Source organism: Streptomyces sp. NPDC033270, from assembly GCF_055576575.1.
In genome coordinates this window covers 713,347-729,249 of record NZ_JBVIRA010000001.1, presented here as the reverse complement: position 1 = coordinate 729,249, position 15,903 = coordinate 713,347, and the positions used below count along the sequence as shown (strand labels likewise).

The following is a 15,903-nucleotide window of genomic DNA, read 5'->3' as shown; positions in this document are numbered from 1 at the left end:
GGTTCCTTCGCCCCCCTTATAAGCCTTTTTCTGCCATTGGTCTTCTCCCCAACAACCCCCCGGTTGGGTTTTTGTTTTCGCCTCCCCCCCTTCGCCCCCCCCCGCCCCCACCCCTCTCCGCAGGTTTCAGCCCTTGCGGGGGGAGAAACCGCCGCCGGCCTCGCCGTGGGCCGTGCAGTCCATGTCGCGGTAGCGGTCGACGAAGGTGCCGGTCAGGCCGGTGAACGCGTCGTACGTCTGGTCCATGGGCAGGTCTTTGCTCACCCTGAACCGCAGCTGCACGTGGACGGACTCGCGGGGCTTCAGCGTCTTCGGGCCGGGGATGGTGCCGCGGGCCTTTCCATCGGCCTGGCGCAGCGTCTTCCAGGCTCGCTGCGAGGTGTCCCAGTACTGCAGATCGCCGTACGGGCTCAGGTCGCGCTCACCCTCGTTGTAGACATAACTGCCCAGCTTGGCGCTGAGTTCGAACGACTTCAGCTCCTTCGCCGAGGCGTTGGTGAGCGTGGCGGTGTAGGTCGTCCAGTGAGTGCCGAGTGCGATCGACTTGGGTATGCCGAACGAGCGGCCCACGAAGGTGTTGTTGTGGTACTGCCCGTAGGCGGTGTCGAGGTCGTAGCACGTCGGGATGTCCGCGGCAGGGGCCGCCTGGGAGGCGGGCGCGGCGGCCACCGCCACGGGGAGCAGGGCGGCCGTCGCGGCCGAGGCCGACAGGGCGCGGCGCAGTTTCATGAAGATCTCTTTCCCGGTTCTTCGGACCCTTGGAGTTGGAGCCTTTGTTTCCCACGTCATTGAGTGCTCAGGCCGTGGATCCTTGGATGATCAGGTTCCTGGAGAATGGTTGGCTTACGCGGTGATGTCCGTGGCGCCCGGACCGGCCGCGCCCTTCCGGCGGCGCACGCCGATGACCGCACCCGCGCCGACCACCATCGCGGCTCCACCGGCGAGAGCGATCGCCGGGAGCGCGGACGAGGAGCCGGTCGCGGCGAGATGGGCGCCGCCCTGCGGGCCGAGGCCACCGGTGGAATCGGAACCACCCGTACCGCCACCGGACGCGGCGCTCTGGCTGGGCTCGGCCGTGCCACCCGGCTTGCCCGGCTCACCCGACTCACCCGGCTTGGTGGTCGGGGGCTGCGTCGGCTTCGCGCCCGCGGGGAGGATGGTGAAGTCGTACCAGGCTTCCTTGGCCGAACCACAGGAACCGTCGCGGTTACGGTAGTCGCCGGCGGCGAGCGCGTACCCGGCGCCGGGCTTGGCGTCCTTGACGACGCGGGTGCGCAGTTGGAGCGTGATGGTGCTGCGCGGGCCAACGGCGAAGAAGCCGAACAGGTCGTCGGGCTCCGCGTCATGGAAGGTCTTCCACCGCCCGGTCTTGGCGTCGCGGTACTCGGTCTCCAGCTCCCAGTACGGCCGGTCGACATCTTCGGCGGAGGACACGAGCAGGAAGGGCTGGACCTCCCCCAGGGGCTTGCCGGTGGTGTTGGTGAGCGTCATGGAGAAGGGGGTCCAGGCGCCGCCCGCAGTCAGCTGGCGCGGCAGCCCGCGGACGGCCACGTGCAACTGGTCGGACTCGAACGCGCAGGGCTGACCCGCACGATCGGAATCACCGGCGTCCTTGCCCCCACCGGTGGCACCACCCGCTCCGGTGGCCCCCTCAGTGGCCCCTTCGGCGGTCCCGGCGGCTTTCGGCGGCTTCCCTGGGGCAGGACGGGCGGCCCCATCGCGGTCCTGGGATGCCGAGCCACCGGCAGCGGCTTCGCCCGGGCTCTGCGGCTCGTCCGGGCTCCCCTTTCCGCCGCCGCTCGTTGCGGAATCCGCCGGCCGGTCCGCCGGTGTTGCGGCACCGGGTAAGTCGGGAGAGGCGGGCGTGCGGGGGCCGGCCTCGGACACCGGCTCCGTTGCGAACGCGGCGGCGGGCGCGGCCAGTACGGCGGCGGGCGCTAACACGAGAGCCGCTGCCGCGGCCGACAAGGTGCGGTGAATCTTCATCCAGGAGACCTTTCGGATCCCAAGTGCCGCCTGGGCGACACAGGTTGACGTTCGTCATGGGCAGGCCGTGCATGACGCATGGTGTGCGTGCGTGCGCCTGCAGACATGCGTACGTGCGCACATGCGTACGTGCACACACCTGCGCCTCTTATAGGAGCACTCGCACTACGAAAAGGTTCCACGCTTAAGTCACTGAAGTGGCGCATAAGGTGGGAGGTGTCCTGGGATTTCCGTAAGGGTCCGCCTTAAATGATCACGGAGTGGTGGATCACGGCGGGGTGATATGCCGCCATGAACTCACTGGGCGTGAGTGGGAGTTGCTCGCCCCGCTGATACAGCGGGACTGCACCCACCAGCGAGCCCGCCGCCACCGGCCGAAAGGGGCTCCGCGGCGGCCGGCCACCAGGTTCCAACCGGGAGGTCTACCGCCGACGCGACCTCGTCGAACGCCGCTTCAACCAGCTCAAGAGATTCCGCGGCATCGCCACCCGATACGAGAAGGCCGCCGCCTCCTACGAAGCAGCGGTCACACTCGCATCACTACTGCTCTGGGCAAGATCCTTTTGAAGACGGACCTCAGACCAGGCGGGCCTGAATCGCCGACGGAGGCCGAGGCCTGGCCGGCTCCACGATCTCGGCCGGGGTCCGCACCCATACACGCTCGCCAGAGCCGGTGACCGTCAGCCCCATGTCGCTGTCAGCCGGACGGTCCAGCTTCGTCGTCCACTCCCCCCACACCGATTCGACCTCACCCCACAGGCTCCGATCACCGAACTCGGTCACGGTTCCGTCCCCGTCCGCGATAGCACCCGATCCCCGCCCGTCGTTCACCCAGACTCGGAGGTCTCCGCCCTCCCGCCCTTCAACAAGCGTCACCCCAGGTAGGCGAGCGCCGGCATACAGCGCGAACCCGGGCGTGATCGTCTCCCCTGGCTGTACCTCGGTGCGCCGTGAACGCGCCAAGGAGGTATCGGGATCAACGCCTTGGCCCGCGCGGTGCGATCGCATCGGCATGTAGGTGGCCGTCCCGGCGAACGGGCCCGATGCCGTCCCGTCGTCAGCAGCGACGAGCCGGACCAGTGCGCCACACCAGAAGTCGCCCACCCTCGGGGCCACCAGCACGCCCCCCGGACGCAGTTGTTCGACCAGTGCGTACGGAACGTGCCGGAGGGCACAGGTCGCAATGATCCGGTCGTACGGTGCGCCGGCGGGATGGCCGTACTCGCCGTCCGCCACCACCAACGTGGGCGCGTGGCCCCGACGGGAAAGGTTCGCCTTGGCCATCGCCGACAGGGCTGCGTCGATTTCCACGCTGGTCACGTTCTCGTCCCCACAGCGGCCGCACAGAAGGTCGACCACCTGGCCTGTCGCGGTGCCGATCTCCAGGGTCCTGGCACCCTTGTGCACATCCAGCAGGCCGAGCATGCGCGCCACCATGGACGGCATGCTGTTGGACGACGTAGCGACCCCAGGGCCGCCTTCGCGACCGTCGTCAAGCTGAGTGACCACCGGCTCATCGCTGTAGATGAGGTCCCATCGGTCGGCATCGCTCGTGATGGGTTCGCATCGCTGCGGACCCTGACGCCAGATCTCCTCCGGGATGAATTCGTGGCGTGGTGTGCGCTCCCATACGGCGCGCCATTCGGGGGTCAACAGACCGCGCTCGTCCAGCTGTTGGACGAGCGCGGCGTGCCCCTGTCGGGGGTTCGTCATCGGGTCATGCCACCTTGGGGCGGTCGCCGTCGGGGGACGGCGGTGTGGGTGGCGGTGTCCACGGCTTGTCCGACGGGGCTCCGCCGTGCTTGCCGTCATCTGCCCTACATACGTACACCCTCATCTCCTCCTTGGTATGTGGAGTTGCTGTCTACCCGGCCGGTTCTGCGGCTGGACGCCCGAGACCGGTCACTCCTCTTCCACTGCCGGCTGCTCGACGACGAACCCGCGGATGGGCGGGGTGTCGTCGCCTCCGATGGCGAGTTCGGCGACTCGCATGGCTGCGACGGTGTCGGCGTACTCTGGGCGAGTCCACTCCATTGCGGTGTCCCTTCGTCGCGAAACTCGCTAGCCTTTGGGCGGCCGGCCGTCCCGCGGCACCTAGGGGGTCGCAGCGCCGCAGGACTCTTACGGGTGTTGAGGGCGGGCCGGGGTGGCCACGGCTCGCCCGGTCGCCAGACGCCCTTGGTGTGGGCCTCCACCTGGTCGACGGCGTGGCTGGTCAGATCTGGAGTGGGCGGCAGGTCGATACAGATCCGGCAGTAGCAGGCCACCCAGCCCGGACCGGAGTTCGCGGCCACGTGCTTCTCGCGCAGGCCCTCGGTGATGCCGCAAACACGGCACCTCGGCTCGCTGAGTTCCGGCAGCGACAGTAGCCCCTCGATCAGCTCCTCTGCGGCGGCTACGAGTCTGTCGGCCCTGGCTGGGTCTACGTCAGGGAGCCGGCGGAGGACGGCGCAGTGCAGGCACAGTGGGACCACCTCTGGGTGCCCTGACGCGTCGGGAAAGTCGTAGTGTGCTGCTACAGCGGCGCCGCAATCCACGCAGATTTCATGCCCGAGCATGGGCTCATGGGTCGCGTCATCATCCATGGCAGCCGCCCACGCTGCCGACCGTGATCACGAACGCGATGACCAGAACAGCCATCCAATACATCGCGATGCGGCGCTGGCGCGGGGTCACAGCTTCCTCCCCACCAGTGCGGCGCGAGCGCTGTGACGGTCGCTCTCACCGAACGTGGTGCACGTCCAGCCGCCGGCCTCGACGATGCGCCACTGGAACCGCTGTCGGTGGGTGTCATCGCCTGCCAGTCGGCCCCATGTATGGACCAGGCACAGCACCTCCCGACTGCCCGATTCCGCCCGCATGGTGTCCAGCAGGGCGGCGAGCTGCGGCCGGTGCGTGCTCATGGCGTAGTCGCCGAGGTGGAGCCAGCGGCCCGCCAGCCCCCAGCCCATGCCGTCGGCGTACGTGTGGCAGCGGGTCAGGCGCATGTCCAGCTCGTGGCGTGCGCGCAGGCTGCGACTGGTGCGCCGGTCGTAGACGAACACGAGCGGGCCCGGCACGCTCACAGCCACGCCGCAGCGGTGACCATGGCCAAGAGGTACTGGCAGTCACGAGCCATCTGGTGAACCTGGACGTGCGCCGACAGAACGCCGTGGCCAAGCCCCCGGTTCATCTGACCGGCGATGCCATTGAGCCGCGTGGTCAGTGGATGGTTGGGGGGCCAGCGTCGACAGGCTGTCTCGCGCGCGTCGATCAGCAGTAGCGCGATATGCCCGCGCAGCAACTCATCCAGCTCGGCCATGGTGTCCATGTCTGGCCGTCCGCTCCCGAGACTCAGCGCTCGCCGGATCGTCGCGCCGATGATGTCCGCATCGATCGGTACGTCGAGTGTGGCGTTCAGCGGCCTGTCCATTCCCTGCTCCGATCTGGTGGTGATGCACCGAGCGTGCTCTCATCACGACAGAGCGGGAATGACCAACAAGGGTTACCGAGGCGGTAATAGACTCGTTGCCGGTGCATCACGACGATGGATCGTGCCTAGGATCGCTCTGGAAGAGGGCCCTATGGACACCCCCGTAAACCCGCTTGGCCCTGATGTGCTGGAGCGTGACGACCTACGCCGAGCACTTGAAGAGCACGATTTTGCGGCCGCCTTCGCCCTGATCAGGAAGTGGGGCGGCCTGAGTCAGAACAAGATCGCCTCAGCATGCGATCTGACGCCCGGCAAGGTCTCCAACATCATCTCCGGACAGCACCAGATCACGTCGATGGCCGTCATCCGCCGCATCTCTGACGGTCTCGGCATCCCCGGTGGACTGCTCGGTCTCGCCCCCGTCCATGGGAGAGGCTGACGCGGAGTCCCACGCCGCCGACCGTAGAGGACCGCCGGCCCTCCGAGGAGGTGCCGTGGCGTCCTGACGCCACCGTCGGCCTGGCCGACCACCTGACGAGGAGCGATCTCGTGCTGAACCGTCGCGCAGCCACACGCGCTTTGTCCGCTGCGGCCATCACCGGTGCCGCACTCCTCGACACCTTTGAGGGATGGCTGCAACCCGCCAGCGCCGACAGTCGCACTCGGCGCCGTGGCCGGCTCGGAAAGCGGGACCTTGACGACCTGGAGGTCACCGCTCGTACCTTCCGCGCATGGGATCACCGATACGGTGGGGGCCTGCGCCGTAAGGCAGTTCTAGGGCAGCTCAGCGAGGTGACGTCCGCCCTCGATGAACACCAAAGCGCGCCCATCGAGCAACGTCTCTTCGGAGTCATGGCCCAACTCGCAGGCACCGCAGCGACAATGGCATGGGACTCCGGGCAGCAGCGCCGCGCGCAGGACTACTACCTCGTAGCGCTGCGGTCCGCACACGCCGCTGGAGACAACGCCTTTGGCGCCAATGTGCTTGCCGGAATGGCACGGCAGATGCTCTACGGGAACCGCCCGCAAGATGCCCTGGAACTCGTGCGTCTCGCGCAAGATGGCGTGCGCCCCACCGCAGGGCCGCGACTACGGGCGATGCTCCACACCCGCGAGGCGTGGGCCTACGCCGCGATGGGCCGGCACGCTGCCTTCCGCCGTGCGAGCGCGCAAGCTGGAGAGGCGCTGTCTGGCGCCGAGCCGGAGGAGCCGTACTGGATTGGGTACTTCGATACGGCCGAACTCGCTGGCGTAACCGGCGGTCGGCTTCTCGATCTGGCCCGCCAGGATCCCCACCAGCACGCACACACCGCCGCGCAGGAGATCCGCACAGCCCTCGACCAGCGAGGGCAAGAGGCCAGCCGGAGCCACGCCCTCGACTGGGCCGGCCTCGCCGAGTGCCATTTCCTGGTAGGAGACATCACCGGGGCGGTGGAGACCACCCATCACGCCGTTGGTGCCGCCGCACAGACTCAGTCGGGCCGAGTCCGCAAGCAGCTCGCACAGCTCTACCCGTATACGGTCGGCAGGGACGTCCCCGGCCCGCTGCGCGAGGCCCGGGACCGCATCCGCGAGCTGCTGGCGACGTAGGGAGATCCGAAGAGAATGACCACCATCGCCGTAACGGGGCACATGGACCTCACGGAAAGCACTGTGCCTTTGGTGCAGGAGGCGCTGCGGGATCTGCTGCGCGAGCACCGCGCGAGCGACTTGATCGGCGTCAGCTGCCTCGCACGCGGCTCCGACACCCTGTTCGCCGAGGCCGTGGTTGAGGTGGGCGGCCGGCTCGTCGTCGTCCTCCCCTCGCATGACTACCGGCAGGCGAAGGTCAAGCCCGACCACGCTCCCGCTTTCGATCGCCTCGCCGCTGTTGCTGAGGTGGTGACCATGCCGTACGACGCCGCGAACCGGGAGGCCTACGAAGCGGCCAATGGCGAGTTGCTGAGGCGGGCCGACCGGCTCGTAGCGGTGTGGGACGGGGTTCCGCCCACAGGCAAGGGAGGGGGCACCGCCGACACCGTCGAGCAGGCCCGCAATGCAGGCCTGCCTGTGGATGTCGTATGGCCGAGCGGGGCCGCGCGCGGCGCCTAGGCAGTGTCCGACGGGTCGAGCAAGAGGACCCGTCGGACACGCCTTAGCAGTCCAGGTAAGCCACGTGGATCCAAACACCAGTGGCGCCGCCCCACAGATCGCCCATCATCCAATTGCCCTGCCGGCCCCGGGCGTTGAACTTCTGTCCACGATTGACTTGCCCCATCACGGGGTACTCTGAGCCAGGGCCTCCCCTGTAGTTGACTCCATTGTCATTGACCGTGCACACGAGCTCAAGAGAACTGCGCACGAGGGGCGATCCGACAGTGGTTGGACGCACGTCGGCAGCGGATGCCGTGACGGTGGATACGGCAGTCAGCCCGATGAGCGTTGCTGCGGCAACAGCGGCGGCGCGCTTGGTCACGTTGGTTCCTTTGCTTCGGGAAGCGCTGGCACCTGGACAATGTCCATTGACCACGTCAGCTAATGGCGCCGTCACTCCTGTGGGTGGCACGCTTCCCGGCCAATCTGGACGGTTACCACGGTGGTGAGTGACCCCTGGGGCCGTCCGGCGAGTCACGAGCGGATCCACAAGCGCACGGCTGCACCAGTCACCGTGCCGACGCCCCAGTCGCACGACCCATCGGACACCCGCCTAGGACTTGTCCGGCCGACACCGGCCGAGTGAGCACTGCGTAGATCTGCCGGGCCATGTGGGCTGCGGCGAGTGCGGCCGGTTCGATGTCCCCGGCGCGGCCGGCCGGCGAGCGTTGTTCTGGCGGATGGTGCAGCCGCTGGACACGAGGTACGGGGCGATGCGGTGGACCTGCCCGGCCGCACGGCCCTCGGTGAGCGGGACGGTCAGCCGGTAGCCGTCGAGGGCGGCGCGGATCACTTCGGCTACGGCGTGCGGTATGGCCATGACGTCTCGTTCAGCGCTGCGAAGTCGAGGCGGCTGGGGTGGGCTGGGTGAGGATTCGCTCGCGGGGGCTGGTGCAGTGGGCGCCGGGCTGGGCGTGGCAGCGGGGGCACTCGGCGGTGAGGGGCGCGGGCCGGCCGCGGAGCAGCTCGGCCGGCAACGGGGTGCTCATCAGACGGTCCGCCGTTGCAGGCGTCGGTCGGCGCCGGTCATTGCCACGCCCGTGGTCATCTCGGCGAGCCCGGACACGATGCGTTCGCCGAGGATGCTGGAGAGGTCCGGGCCGAGTTGTCGGCCGTCGTCGTCGCGGTGTGCGCGGGCGGGGAGGTTGCTGGTGAAGATCGACGGGAGGCACCGGTTGTACCGCTCGTTGATCAGCCGGTAGGTGATCTCCTCCACCCACTCAGACGCCTTGGCCGAGCCGAGGTCGTCGAGGAGCAGCAGGGGCACGCGGCAGAGGTGGCCAAGCTCGGCTTCGGTGCCGCGGTCGGTGCCGCCGGGGCGGAGGCGTCCGTACATGTCGGCCGCGGTGGTGGCCATCACCTCGTACGCGAACTGCTCGGTCAACGGGTGCTCGGACACCAGCGCCCGCAGGTCGGCCACCTGATTCCTGAGAGCCCGCGGGCCGGCGCCGGTCAGCACGAACAGCAGCCTCGGGAAGACCTGATAGCTGCGCTGCCACGGGCGTAGTCCCGACAGGTCGGCAGCAGAGTCACGCCGGCCTGGTACGGGAACATGTCTGTGGAACCGGGCGTAGGTGATGACCTTCGCACCGAGCCGCTCAGACGACTCCGTAGCACGGTCGACCTCGACGAAGGCACGCAGCATGGTCCGTGTCGGTGAGTTGCGCGTGTACCGCAGCAACGCATCGGCGATCACGCGCGTTCCCCGTCCGCCGAACCATCCCGGATCGGGTGCGCGACCTCCGTTGTCCAGTCCAACGCCCCGAACTCATCGCCCCTCGCACGGGCGTCTTCCACGAAGGCGAGCGCGGTCTGGGTCACGGTGAGCGTGTGGGTGCTGCGCATCGCTGAGATGGCGGCGCCGGCCCGGTACGGGTGGCGGCTCTGGAACTGGGGCCTGGCCAGAACGGTGGAGGGCCTGTGTGCGCCCTCACCTTCAGTGGACCGGGGCCGCTTACCACCACGCTAACCACCGGCCCTTGGTGACGATCTCTAACAGCACACATCACGCGAAGAGTCCGCTTACCACCGGAGATGGGAGATGGGGCGGTGGTATGCGGGCTGTTTGGCGGCGCGTTCGTAGCGCGCGGAGGACCGTTGGTGGGGATCCCGAAATTCCCCAGGGTCTGCTCGATTCCCCACTTGGTTGAGCGGTGAACGATGAGCTCGGGGCCGCGCCCCAGGCCCCAGACCGCCTTGGCTCAGCCCAGTGCATCCATCAGGGCGATGACATAGGCATTCAGACGCTCCTCCACGGCTCGCGTCGTCAGCTCTGTCCTCCCTGCCTCCCGCCATGGCTGTGCCACCAACTGCACTTCTTCTGAGAACGCCAGCCCACTCCGCACCCGCCAGTACAGCCGCTCGCTCGCGGCCGCGGCCAGCACCCCGCCGGCCTCCTCATACGCCTCAGCGAACCGCAGACCCCACGCCGGGCCGTGCAGCAGCGCGAGATTGGTCGAGCAGTGCGCGACATCGAGGTCCGCCGGGCCCCAGGAGGTCGCTGCCCAGTCAACGACCCCGGCGATCCGGGCACCTGCCCGGCTAGGGGGCGGCACGTCGAACAGCACGTTGCCAGGGTGGAAGTCCCTGTGCAGGAATCGCCCTTCATAGGGCGGCGCGGGCCTGCGGATCACGTCGATCGCTGCGGCCCAAGCCGCCGCGTCGGCGCCCTTCGGCGTCACGACGGTATCGGCGGTCGCCAACGCCACATAATCCCGGGGCCGCACGGCGGGGCGCACCGCGTGGATCGCCACGAGTTGACTGGCCAGCAGAGGGACGCGCGTCTCCAATCCCTCATCGTCCAGGACCGTTCGGCCCGCCAGATGTGTCATAAGAAGCGACGGATACTCGCAATGCGCGGCGATCGGGTCAACCGCGACCAGTCCAGGAGCCGACACGCCGGTCTCCGCGAGCAGGGTCAGGGCGTGGGCCTCCCTGTGCAGCCAGTCCTCGGCGTGCTCCACGTTGACGAAGGTCCGCAGCACCAGGTCACGGACGCCTCCGTTCTGCCTGCCGATGGTCAGCCTCCGCATTTCGGCAGTGATGCCGCCGTGCAGCGCCTCGGTTCTGACGATCCGTTCGCCGAACTCCAGGTGTCGGCTCACCCAAGCCAGTGTCAACGGTCGGACAGCCGCCGCCTCATCGTGGTTGGTCACCGTGCCACCCCATCATCCGGACAGCGGCACGCGCGAAGGCTTTATTGGAGGCGACGGCCGTGCGTGCAGGTGAGGGGGAAGTTGGGCGAGCAGGTCTGTCCGCACCCGTAGCGAGGGGTGGGGAATTTCAAGGCTCTGACCGGAGATCCGTGAAGCTCATGGCTGGGGTGAGGATCCGGGTGCGGAGGAGCCGGCAGGAAGCTCGGCCATACATGGCCCTTTTGAGGGTTTTAACCCGATTTACATGACCTTCGACAACGCCTGAGCTCCAGGGGAGGGTGAGGCCGGCCGTGACGGCGTCGAGGTCGCGACGGAGGCAGCCGGCGAAGCCGCTCATCGGTTTCGGGGCGTCTTGCTCGGCTTGACGGATCCATTCGAGCGGAAGTTGTCCGCGCTGATGGCGGACCAAGTCGGCGAAGGTCCGGGCGAGGTCGCATGCACGGGCGATGTCAGGGCAGGCCAGGCGGACTTCGAGCAGTCGCTCTTCCTGGCTTTCACTCAGGGCCTCGCGTGGCCTCATGATCCACGAGGTGATCTTGCGAGGACTCGGGATGTCGGCCCGGACGGGTTCAGCGGTGCCGTCCCGGAGGGCGGCGAGGTGCCTGCGGACCACTACTCGGCTGCCCTGGTAGCCGCGTTCGCGGATTTCCAGGAACAGTCGGCTGCCGCTGACCTGGCCTGATGTCTCGGTGAAGCGAGTGTTGAGGTAGGGCTTGAACGGTTCCAGCACTCCGGCTGGGCGCCGATCGCGGGCGGAAGTCAGGAGCTGGTCGAGGTCGGTGTCGCAGAAGCGACGGACGGTCTTGCGGTCCAGGTTCAGCCGCCGGGCGATTGCGCTGATGGTCCAGCCGGCGTCCACGAGCCGGTGCATGTCTTCGTACCGGTGGCGTGTCCGCTCGACCATCTGTGTTGCTGGAAGGCCGGGGGGCGGTAGACCCATCCGGGTTGGCTCGGGTGGGGTGGGCGCCTCGTCTTCGATGCGTTTGCGCAGGCAGGCGCGGTGCTGGTGGCAGGTCTTCTCGACCGCTGTGGACAGGTTTTGCAGCAAATGCCAGCGGTCTGCAATCTCCAGGGCGTCGGGGGCTGCCTCTTTGACCGCGCGGGTATATGCGGTGGCCCTGTCCCGGCAGACGATCTCGGCGCCCGGGTGGGCTCGAAGCCAGTCGGCGAATGTCTCGGAGGTGCGGTCCGGCAGTACGTCCACAACGCGTCCGGCCTCGACGTCGACCAGAATGGTGCCGTAGGTGCAGCCGCGGGTTATCTTGAGTTGATCGTTGGTGTATGCCTGTGACCTGCATCGTCTCGTCGGGAACAGTGTCGTCGACGAGACGATGAGGTGGTTGTGGCGCGGTGTCAGCAGGGTCCGATCGTGCTCGAGGAGTGTTGTGGGACGGCAGCGACTTCGTCTGTGACAGGTGGGCCGGCTGCGCGGAGCTGTCCGAGGGTCTGGGCGAGTTGGCGGCGGAGTCTCTGGTTGTCGTTGGTGAGGTCGCGGTTGCGGGCGAGGGCGACTTCGAGGCGTCGGGTGAGGGGGGCTTCTGTTCCTCTTTGGCGTGCGGGTGTTGTGGGTGGCAGGGCTTGGCGACCCAGTGACCGGAGCCGTTCGGTCTCGGCTCGGATGTCGGGCTGGGTGTAGAGCCGTGAACGGTCGACGGTCTTCAGGCCGGCTGGCGGAGGCTTGTCCGAATCGCAGGTGCAGGGTGGAACTTGGACAGCAGTCACGTTGCGGGGGGCGAGGGTGCAACACGTCGAGCTGGATTCCGCCGACGCGAGACCGCTCACGACATCCATAGTCGCCTGAACAGCCAGATGACGTACGCCCCAAGTGTGCTTCGTGCGCCCCTCCGTCGTACGTGTGCCCCGGAGGGGGCGGTGGGGATTCGGTATGTATGCGGACGAGTTCCGCCCCTCCTGCGAGGAAGACCCGAGGGGCCAGGGGCAGGATTCGCTTGGTGTGGAGGTGTCTTCTCACCGTCTCGCCCGGCTTGGACAGGGCAGGCGTTCCGTGACAAGTGACGACAAGCAATGTGGCAAGTGACGACAAGCAAAGGGGCATCACATATGCCGACTCACATCCTTGCCGGGCTGGGAACTGCTAGCTCCAGCTACAGTCCGCCCATCACCCAGAACGCGCAGACGGTCACTGTGCACAGCCATACGACATTTGTGCCGCCTGTGCCCTGTGCCGATGCCCCTACTAGAGCCTGTCCGATGGGTCATGGCCGGGTCCGCGGCGCCTGGCACGGCACCTCGCGGCGTTGCCGGAGCGTCCCGATAGCTCCGCTATCGAGACGCTCCGGCGCCTTGCGATGCACCGCACCAGGCGCCGCGGCCTTTCCGACCCTGACCCATCGGACAGGCCCTAGGCTACTGATGTCCTCTCAGGTCGACGGCACCTTTGTGACTCAGTGCCTGGGCGCCGTCACCGATCCGAACCACCATGGCACGCTCAAGTGGTCGGACGGCACCACCAGCTCGTTCAACGTGAACACGTTCACTGCCGAACGCGTGGAAGGCCACATTGTCGGACATGCCGAGGGCACCATCATCAATGGGCACTACTCGGGTGCCACCATCAATCTCCTGCCTCTCCGGCTGGCAAACCAGACCGCAGCCTGCCTGACCGGTAGCAGTGTTTCTGGCGGCACTGGTGCAGAAGTGGTCGTCGTGACAACGCCCTGAGTCTGGATCAACCGGTCGGAACAGGGGCGCCGGCCTTCTCCCGTCTCGCGCGTCGGCGGAGCCGGGGCGCGCAGCAATGAAGAGATGGTGCATGTGAGCGACGCGACAGCAGGTGCCTTGCGGGACTTGGAGCCGTCGGTGGGGCGTCTGCTCGACCGGCATCTGGCGGTGGCCCGTGAGTGGTTCCCTCACCAGTACGTGCCGTGGAGCGGAGCACGGGACTTCGACGCCCCGCTGGACGGTACGGGCTGGAGTGCGCAGCAGTCGGCGCTGCCCCAGGCGGTGCAGGGCGCCCTGCTTGTCAACTTGCTCACCGAGGACTATCTGCCCAGTCATCACTTCGAGATCGCGGCCCGCTTCGGCAGGGACGGAGCCTGGGGCGCTTGGGTGCACCGGTGGACGGCGGAGGAGGATCGCCACGCATGTCTCATGCGGGCCTACGTCCACGCCCATCGTGCGATGGACCCGGTGGCCCTTGAGGAGCTACGGATGCGGCATGCGGGCGGCCGGGTACCGCAGCGACCCGCCGACCGTCCTGCATGCGCTGTCGTACGTGACGGCGCAGAAGCTGGCGACCTGCCAGGCGCACCGCAGCGTGGGCGTCATGTGCGGTGCCCCGGTGGGTGAACAGCTGATGGCGTGTATCGCCGCAGACGCGAGCTTGCACATGCTCTTCTGCCGGGATCTGTACGCCGACGCCCTCCGCGTGTTCCCGGACGACGCGCTGACGGCCCTGACCGACGTGACCTGCGACTTCAGGATGCCGGGCACGGCGATTCCCGGTTTCCGCGCCCGCGCTCTGCGGGTCGCGGCCGCCGGCATCTTCGACCTCGATGTCCACCACCAGCACGTCATGCGGCCCCTTTTGCGCGCCCTGGGAGTGATGTGTCTCTGTCCGGCCTCGGCCCGGCCGGCGAGCAGGCCCAGGAGCGACTGGGGCAGCACCTGGAGTCGCTGCGGGCGCAGGCCTCCCGCGCGCGAGAACTGTACGAGCGGATGAACGCCGGTGACGGTCCAGGGCGTTCCCGCACCACTGCACAGGAGGTCACGGCATGACGCAGGAAGTGGGACAGGACATCCAGCCGGTGCTGCCCGAGCGTTTGGTCACCCTGCTGACCAGTCATCTCGACGTCAAGGCGGACCCGCAGCAGCTGACGGCGGCGACGACATTCGAAAGCCTCGGGATGGACTCCTTGTCCTTGATGGAACTCGTGGTGGCGGCCGAGGAGGAGCTCGGGATCGTCCTGCCGGAGGACGCCGTGGAACTGTCCCCGATAGCCACGCTGGGCGAGGCCGCCCAGGTGTTCGCACGTGCGCGCTGATGTCGCGGTCACCGGACTGGGTCTGGTGACTCCCGCGGGGCACAGCGCCGAGGACAACTGGGCGGCTCTGTGCCGGGGCCGCTCCCTGGCCGCCTCCGATCCGGAACTCGCCGGACTGCCCGTCGACTTCTCGTGCCAGGTACCCGGTTTCGACGCCGTCGCCGAACTGGGACGGTCGCTCGCCCGGCGGGTGGACCGGTTCATCCAGTTCGCCCTCGTCGCCGCCAGGCGAGCCGTCGCCGACGCCGCGCTCGACCCCACGTCCTGGCCGGCCGAGCGGGTGGGCGTCGTGCTGGGTGTGGGCTCGAACTGCCTGAGTACCTATGTCACCGAGTTCGGCCACCTCGGCGCGGGCCGCCCCGAGCGGGTCTCACCGCTGGCGCTGCCGCGCAGTGTGCCGAACATGGCGGCCGGCGAGGTCGCGATCGACCTGGGCGCCCAGGGGCCGAACTTCATCACCTCCAGCGCCTGCGCGTCCGGCGCGACCGCGATCGGTGTCGCACGGGACCTGCTGCGGTCGGGCACCTGCGACATCGTCCTGGCAGGCGGCAGCGAGTCCGGGCGCTCCCGCATGACGGCGACCTGCTTCACCCGGATGCGCGCGCTCTCCCGACAGCGGGAGCGGCCGGAGCTGGCCAGCCGGCCGTTCGACGCGGCGCGGGACGGCTTCGTCCTGGGCGAGGGCGCCGCCGTCCTCGTAATGGAACGCCTCACACAGGCAAAGGCTCGCGGCATTCCGGCGCCGGCGCTGCTGCGCGGTTATGGAGCCGGTGCGGACGCCCGTCATCCGATTGCCCCGGACCCGGCCGGTGCCGGAGCGGCCCGTGCGGTCCGCGCCGCGCTGGAGGACGGGGCCTGCGCTGCGCGTGACGTGGGTCTGGTCAACGCGCACGGTACGTCGACACCGTTGAACGATGCCGCCGAGGCCGCGGCCCTGACCCGGGCGTTCGGTGACGACGTGCCACCGGTGACCGCGTCCAAGGGTGTGATCGGTCATGCTCTTGGCGCGGCTGGAGCGATCCAGGCTGCCTACACGGTCCTCGCCCTGCGCCGCGGCCTCATCCCGCCGGTGGCGAACTTCCAGAGCCAGGACGGCGAGCACAAGCTGGACATCGTGGCCGGCCGCCCGCGCCCGGTCGACACAAAGACGGCTATCAGCTGTTCCTTTGGGTTCGGCGGGCAGAACGCCGTCCTGCTGTTCACGGCCCCCTGA

At 68.3% G+C, this 15,903-nt stretch carries 18 protein-coding genes and 2 pseudogenes; 9 read left to right on the top strand and 11 right to left on the bottom strand.

The window, feature by feature from the left end:
* Nucleotides 1-126: 126 nt before the first annotated feature.
* Both ACZ5XZ_RS03420 and ACZ5XZ_RS03415 read right to left on the bottom strand, forming a co-directional pair.
* Nucleotides 127-729 carry a hypothetical protein gene (locus ACZ5XZ_RS03420; protein WP_468974110.1) on the bottom strand — a complete coding sequence of 201 codons (603 nt, stop codon included), beginning with the start codon at nucleotides 727-729 and terminating at the stop codon, nucleotides 127-129.
* 114 nt (nucleotides 730-843) lie between these two features.
* On the bottom strand, nucleotides 844-1,551 hold the full coding sequence (locus ACZ5XZ_RS03415) for an LPXTG cell wall anchor domain-containing protein (protein WP_468974108.1): 708 nt from the start codon (nucleotides 1,549-1,551) through the stop codon (nucleotides 844-846).
* An 855-nt stretch (nucleotides 1,552-2,406) separates the two neighbouring features.
* Between ACZ5XZ_RS03415 and ACZ5XZ_RS03410 the strand changes: the two are divergent.
* Nucleotides 2,407-2,553: pseudogene (locus tag ACZ5XZ_RS03410) on the top strand (IS5/IS1182 family transposase); the annotation flags it as partial.
* 9 nt (nucleotides 2,554-2,562) lie between these two features.
* Here the strand turns inward: ACZ5XZ_RS03410 and ACZ5XZ_RS03405 are convergent.
* The 3 genes from ACZ5XZ_RS03405 to ACZ5XZ_RS03395 all read right to left on the bottom strand — a co-directional run bounded on the left by ACZ5XZ_RS03405 (nucleotide 2,563) and on the right by ACZ5XZ_RS03395 (nucleotide 5,398).
* A complete protein-coding gene (locus ACZ5XZ_RS03405) occupies nucleotides 2,563-3,699 on the bottom strand; it encodes a methyltransferase domain-containing protein (protein WP_468974106.1) in 1,137 nt (378 codons plus the stop codon).
* Between the two features lie 959 nt (nucleotides 3,700-4,658).
* A complete protein-coding gene (locus tag ACZ5XZ_RS03400) occupies nucleotides 4,659-5,057 on the bottom strand; it encodes a recombinase family protein (protein WP_468974104.1) in 399 nt (132 codons plus the stop codon).
* Nucleotides 5,048-5,398: a DUF6415 family natural product biosynthesis protein gene (locus ACZ5XZ_RS03395; protein ID WP_468974102.1), complete on the bottom strand. Its 351-nt coding sequence runs from the start codon at nucleotides 5,396-5,398 to the stop codon at nucleotides 5,048-5,050. Before ACZ5XZ_RS03395 ends, ACZ5XZ_RS03400 begins: the two co-directional genes overlap by 10 nt.
* 151 nt (nucleotides 5,399-5,549) lie before the next feature.
* Here ACZ5XZ_RS03395 and ACZ5XZ_RS03390 point away from each other — a divergent pair, with 151 nt between their 5' ends.
* The 3 genes from ACZ5XZ_RS03390 to ACZ5XZ_RS03380 all read left to right on the top strand — a co-directional run bounded on the left by ACZ5XZ_RS03390 (nucleotide 5,550) and on the right by ACZ5XZ_RS03380 (nucleotide 7,489).
* Nucleotides 5,550-5,837, top strand: coding sequence for a helix-turn-helix domain-containing protein (locus tag ACZ5XZ_RS03390; RefSeq protein ID WP_468974100.1), 288 nt, complete (start codon nucleotides 5,550-5,552; stop codon nucleotides 5,835-5,837).
* A 110-nt stretch (nucleotides 5,838-5,947) separates the two neighbouring features.
* Nucleotides 5,948-6,988 carry a hypothetical protein gene (locus ACZ5XZ_RS03385; protein ID WP_468974098.1) on the top strand — a complete coding sequence of 347 codons (1,041 nt, stop codon included), beginning with the start codon at nucleotides 5,948-5,950 and terminating at the stop codon, nucleotides 6,986-6,988.
* Between the two features lie 15 nt (nucleotides 6,989-7,003).
* Complete coding sequence (locus ACZ5XZ_RS03380) at nucleotides 7,004-7,489, top strand: hypothetical protein (protein WP_468974096.1); 486 nt, start codon at nucleotides 7,004-7,006, stop codon at nucleotides 7,487-7,489.
* 43 nt (nucleotides 7,490-7,532) lie between these two features.
* Here ACZ5XZ_RS03380 and ACZ5XZ_RS03375 read toward each other — a convergent pair whose 3' ends face one another.
* The 6 genes from ACZ5XZ_RS03375 to ACZ5XZ_RS03350 all read right to left on the bottom strand — a co-directional run bounded on the left by ACZ5XZ_RS03375 (nucleotide 7,533) and on the right by ACZ5XZ_RS03350 (nucleotide 12,742).
* Nucleotides 7,533-7,853 carry an SH3 domain-containing protein gene (locus tag ACZ5XZ_RS03375; RefSeq protein WP_468974094.1) on the bottom strand — a complete coding sequence of 107 codons (321 nt, stop codon included), beginning with the start codon at nucleotides 7,851-7,853 and terminating at the stop codon, nucleotides 7,533-7,535.
* 508 nt (nucleotides 7,854-8,361) lie between these two features.
* Nucleotides 8,362-8,520: a zinc finger domain-containing protein gene (locus ACZ5XZ_RS03370; protein ID WP_468974092.1), complete on the bottom strand. Its 159-nt coding sequence runs from the start codon at nucleotides 8,518-8,520 to the stop codon at nucleotides 8,362-8,364.
* Nucleotides 8,520-9,227, bottom strand: a complete 708-nt coding sequence (locus tag ACZ5XZ_RS03365) for a P-loop NTPase family protein (protein WP_468974090.1) — start codon at nucleotides 9,225-9,227, stop codon at nucleotides 8,520-8,522. The genes ACZ5XZ_RS03370 and ACZ5XZ_RS03365 overlap by 1 nt, the downstream gene beginning before the upstream one ends.
* A complete protein-coding gene (locus ACZ5XZ_RS03360) occupies nucleotides 9,224-9,376 on the bottom strand; it encodes a hypothetical protein (protein ID WP_468974088.1) in 153 nt (50 codons plus the stop codon). Before ACZ5XZ_RS03360 ends, ACZ5XZ_RS03365 begins: the two co-directional genes overlap by 4 nt.
* Nucleotides 9,377-9,732: 356 nt before the next feature.
* Nucleotides 9,733-10,686 carry a phosphotransferase family protein gene (locus tag ACZ5XZ_RS03355; protein WP_468974086.1) on the bottom strand — a complete coding sequence of 318 codons (954 nt, stop codon included), beginning with the start codon at nucleotides 10,684-10,686 and terminating at the stop codon, nucleotides 9,733-9,735.
* Between the two features lie 127 nt (nucleotides 10,687-10,813).
* The gene (locus ACZ5XZ_RS03350; RefSeq protein WP_468974084.1) at nucleotides 10,814-12,742 is read right to left on the bottom strand and encodes an ISL3 family transposase; all 1,929 of its coding nucleotides are present in this window, start codon (nucleotides 12,740-12,742) and stop codon (nucleotides 10,814-10,816) included.
* A gap of 317 nt (nucleotides 12,743-13,059) precedes the next feature.
* Here ACZ5XZ_RS03350 and ACZ5XZ_RS03345 point away from each other — a divergent pair, with 317 nt between their 5' ends.
* From ACZ5XZ_RS03345 to ACZ5XZ_RS03325, 5 genes and pseudogenes are all read left to right on the top strand, one after another.
* Entirely contained in the window at nucleotides 13,060-13,368 is a 309-nt protein-coding gene (locus ACZ5XZ_RS03345; RefSeq protein ID WP_468974081.1) for a hypothetical protein, read from the top strand.
* Between the two features lie 84 nt (nucleotides 13,369-13,452).
* A pseudogene (locus ACZ5XZ_RS03340) lies at nucleotides 13,453-13,848 on the top strand (acyl-ACP desaturase); the annotation flags it as partial.
* Nucleotides 13,849-13,864: 16 nt separating this feature from the next.
* Nucleotides 13,865-14,368 (top strand): acyl-ACP desaturase, encoded by a 504-nt coding sequence (locus ACZ5XZ_RS03335; RefSeq protein WP_468974183.1) that lies wholly within the window; start codon nucleotides 13,865-13,867, stop codon nucleotides 14,366-14,368.
* 52 nt (nucleotides 14,369-14,420) lie between these two features.
* Nucleotides 14,421-14,690, top strand: a complete 270-nt coding sequence (locus ACZ5XZ_RS03330) for an acyl carrier protein (RefSeq protein ID WP_468974079.1) — start codon at nucleotides 14,421-14,423, stop codon at nucleotides 14,688-14,690.
* Nucleotides 14,680-15,903, top strand: a complete 1,224-nt coding sequence (locus ACZ5XZ_RS03325) for a beta-ketoacyl-[acyl-carrier-protein] synthase family protein (protein WP_468974075.1) — start codon at nucleotides 14,680-14,682, stop codon at nucleotides 15,901-15,903. Before ACZ5XZ_RS03330 ends, ACZ5XZ_RS03325 begins: the two co-directional genes overlap by 11 nt.

Coding starts and splice junctions, on each gene's coding strand:
- ACZ5XZ_RS03420 (WP_468974110.1), bottom strand. CDS start 729: ATGAAACTGCGCCGCGCCCTGTCGGCCTCGGCCGCGACGGCCGCCCTG.
- ACZ5XZ_RS03405 (WP_468974106.1), bottom strand. CDS start 3,699: ATGACGAACCCCCGACAGGGGCACGCCGCGCTCGTCCAACAGCTGGAC.
- ACZ5XZ_RS03395 (WP_468974102.1), bottom strand. CDS start 5,398: ATGGACAGGCCGCTGAACGCCACACTCGACGTACCGATCGATGCGGAC.
- ACZ5XZ_RS03390 (WP_468974100.1), top strand. CDS start 5,550: ATGGACACCCCCGTAAACCCGCTTGGCCCTGATGTGCTGGAGCGTGAC.
- ACZ5XZ_RS03380 (WP_468974096.1), top strand. CDS start 7,004: ATGACCACCATCGCCGTAACGGGGCACATGGACCTCACGGAAAGCACT.
- ACZ5XZ_RS03370 (WP_468974092.1), bottom strand. CDS start 8,520: ATGAGCACCCCGTTGCCGGCCGAGCTGCTCCGCGGCCGGCCCGCGCCC.
- ACZ5XZ_RS03360 (WP_468974088.1), bottom strand. CDS start 9,376: ATGCGCAGCACCCACACGCTCACCGTGACCCAGACCGCGCTCGCCTTC.
- ACZ5XZ_RS03350 (WP_468974084.1), bottom strand. CDS start 12,742: ATGCCCCTTTGCTTGTCGTCACTTGCCACATTGCTTGTCGTCACTTGT.
- ACZ5XZ_RS03345 (WP_468974081.1), top strand. CDS start 13,060: ATGTCCTCTCAGGTCGACGGCACCTTTGTGACTCAGTGCCTGGGCGCC.
- ACZ5XZ_RS03335 (WP_468974183.1), top strand. CDS start 13,865: ATGCGGGCGGCCGGGTACCGCAGCGACCCGCCGACCGTCCTGCATGCG.
- ACZ5XZ_RS03330 (WP_468974079.1), top strand. CDS start 14,421: ATGACGCAGGAAGTGGGACAGGACATCCAGCCGGTGCTGCCCGAGCGT.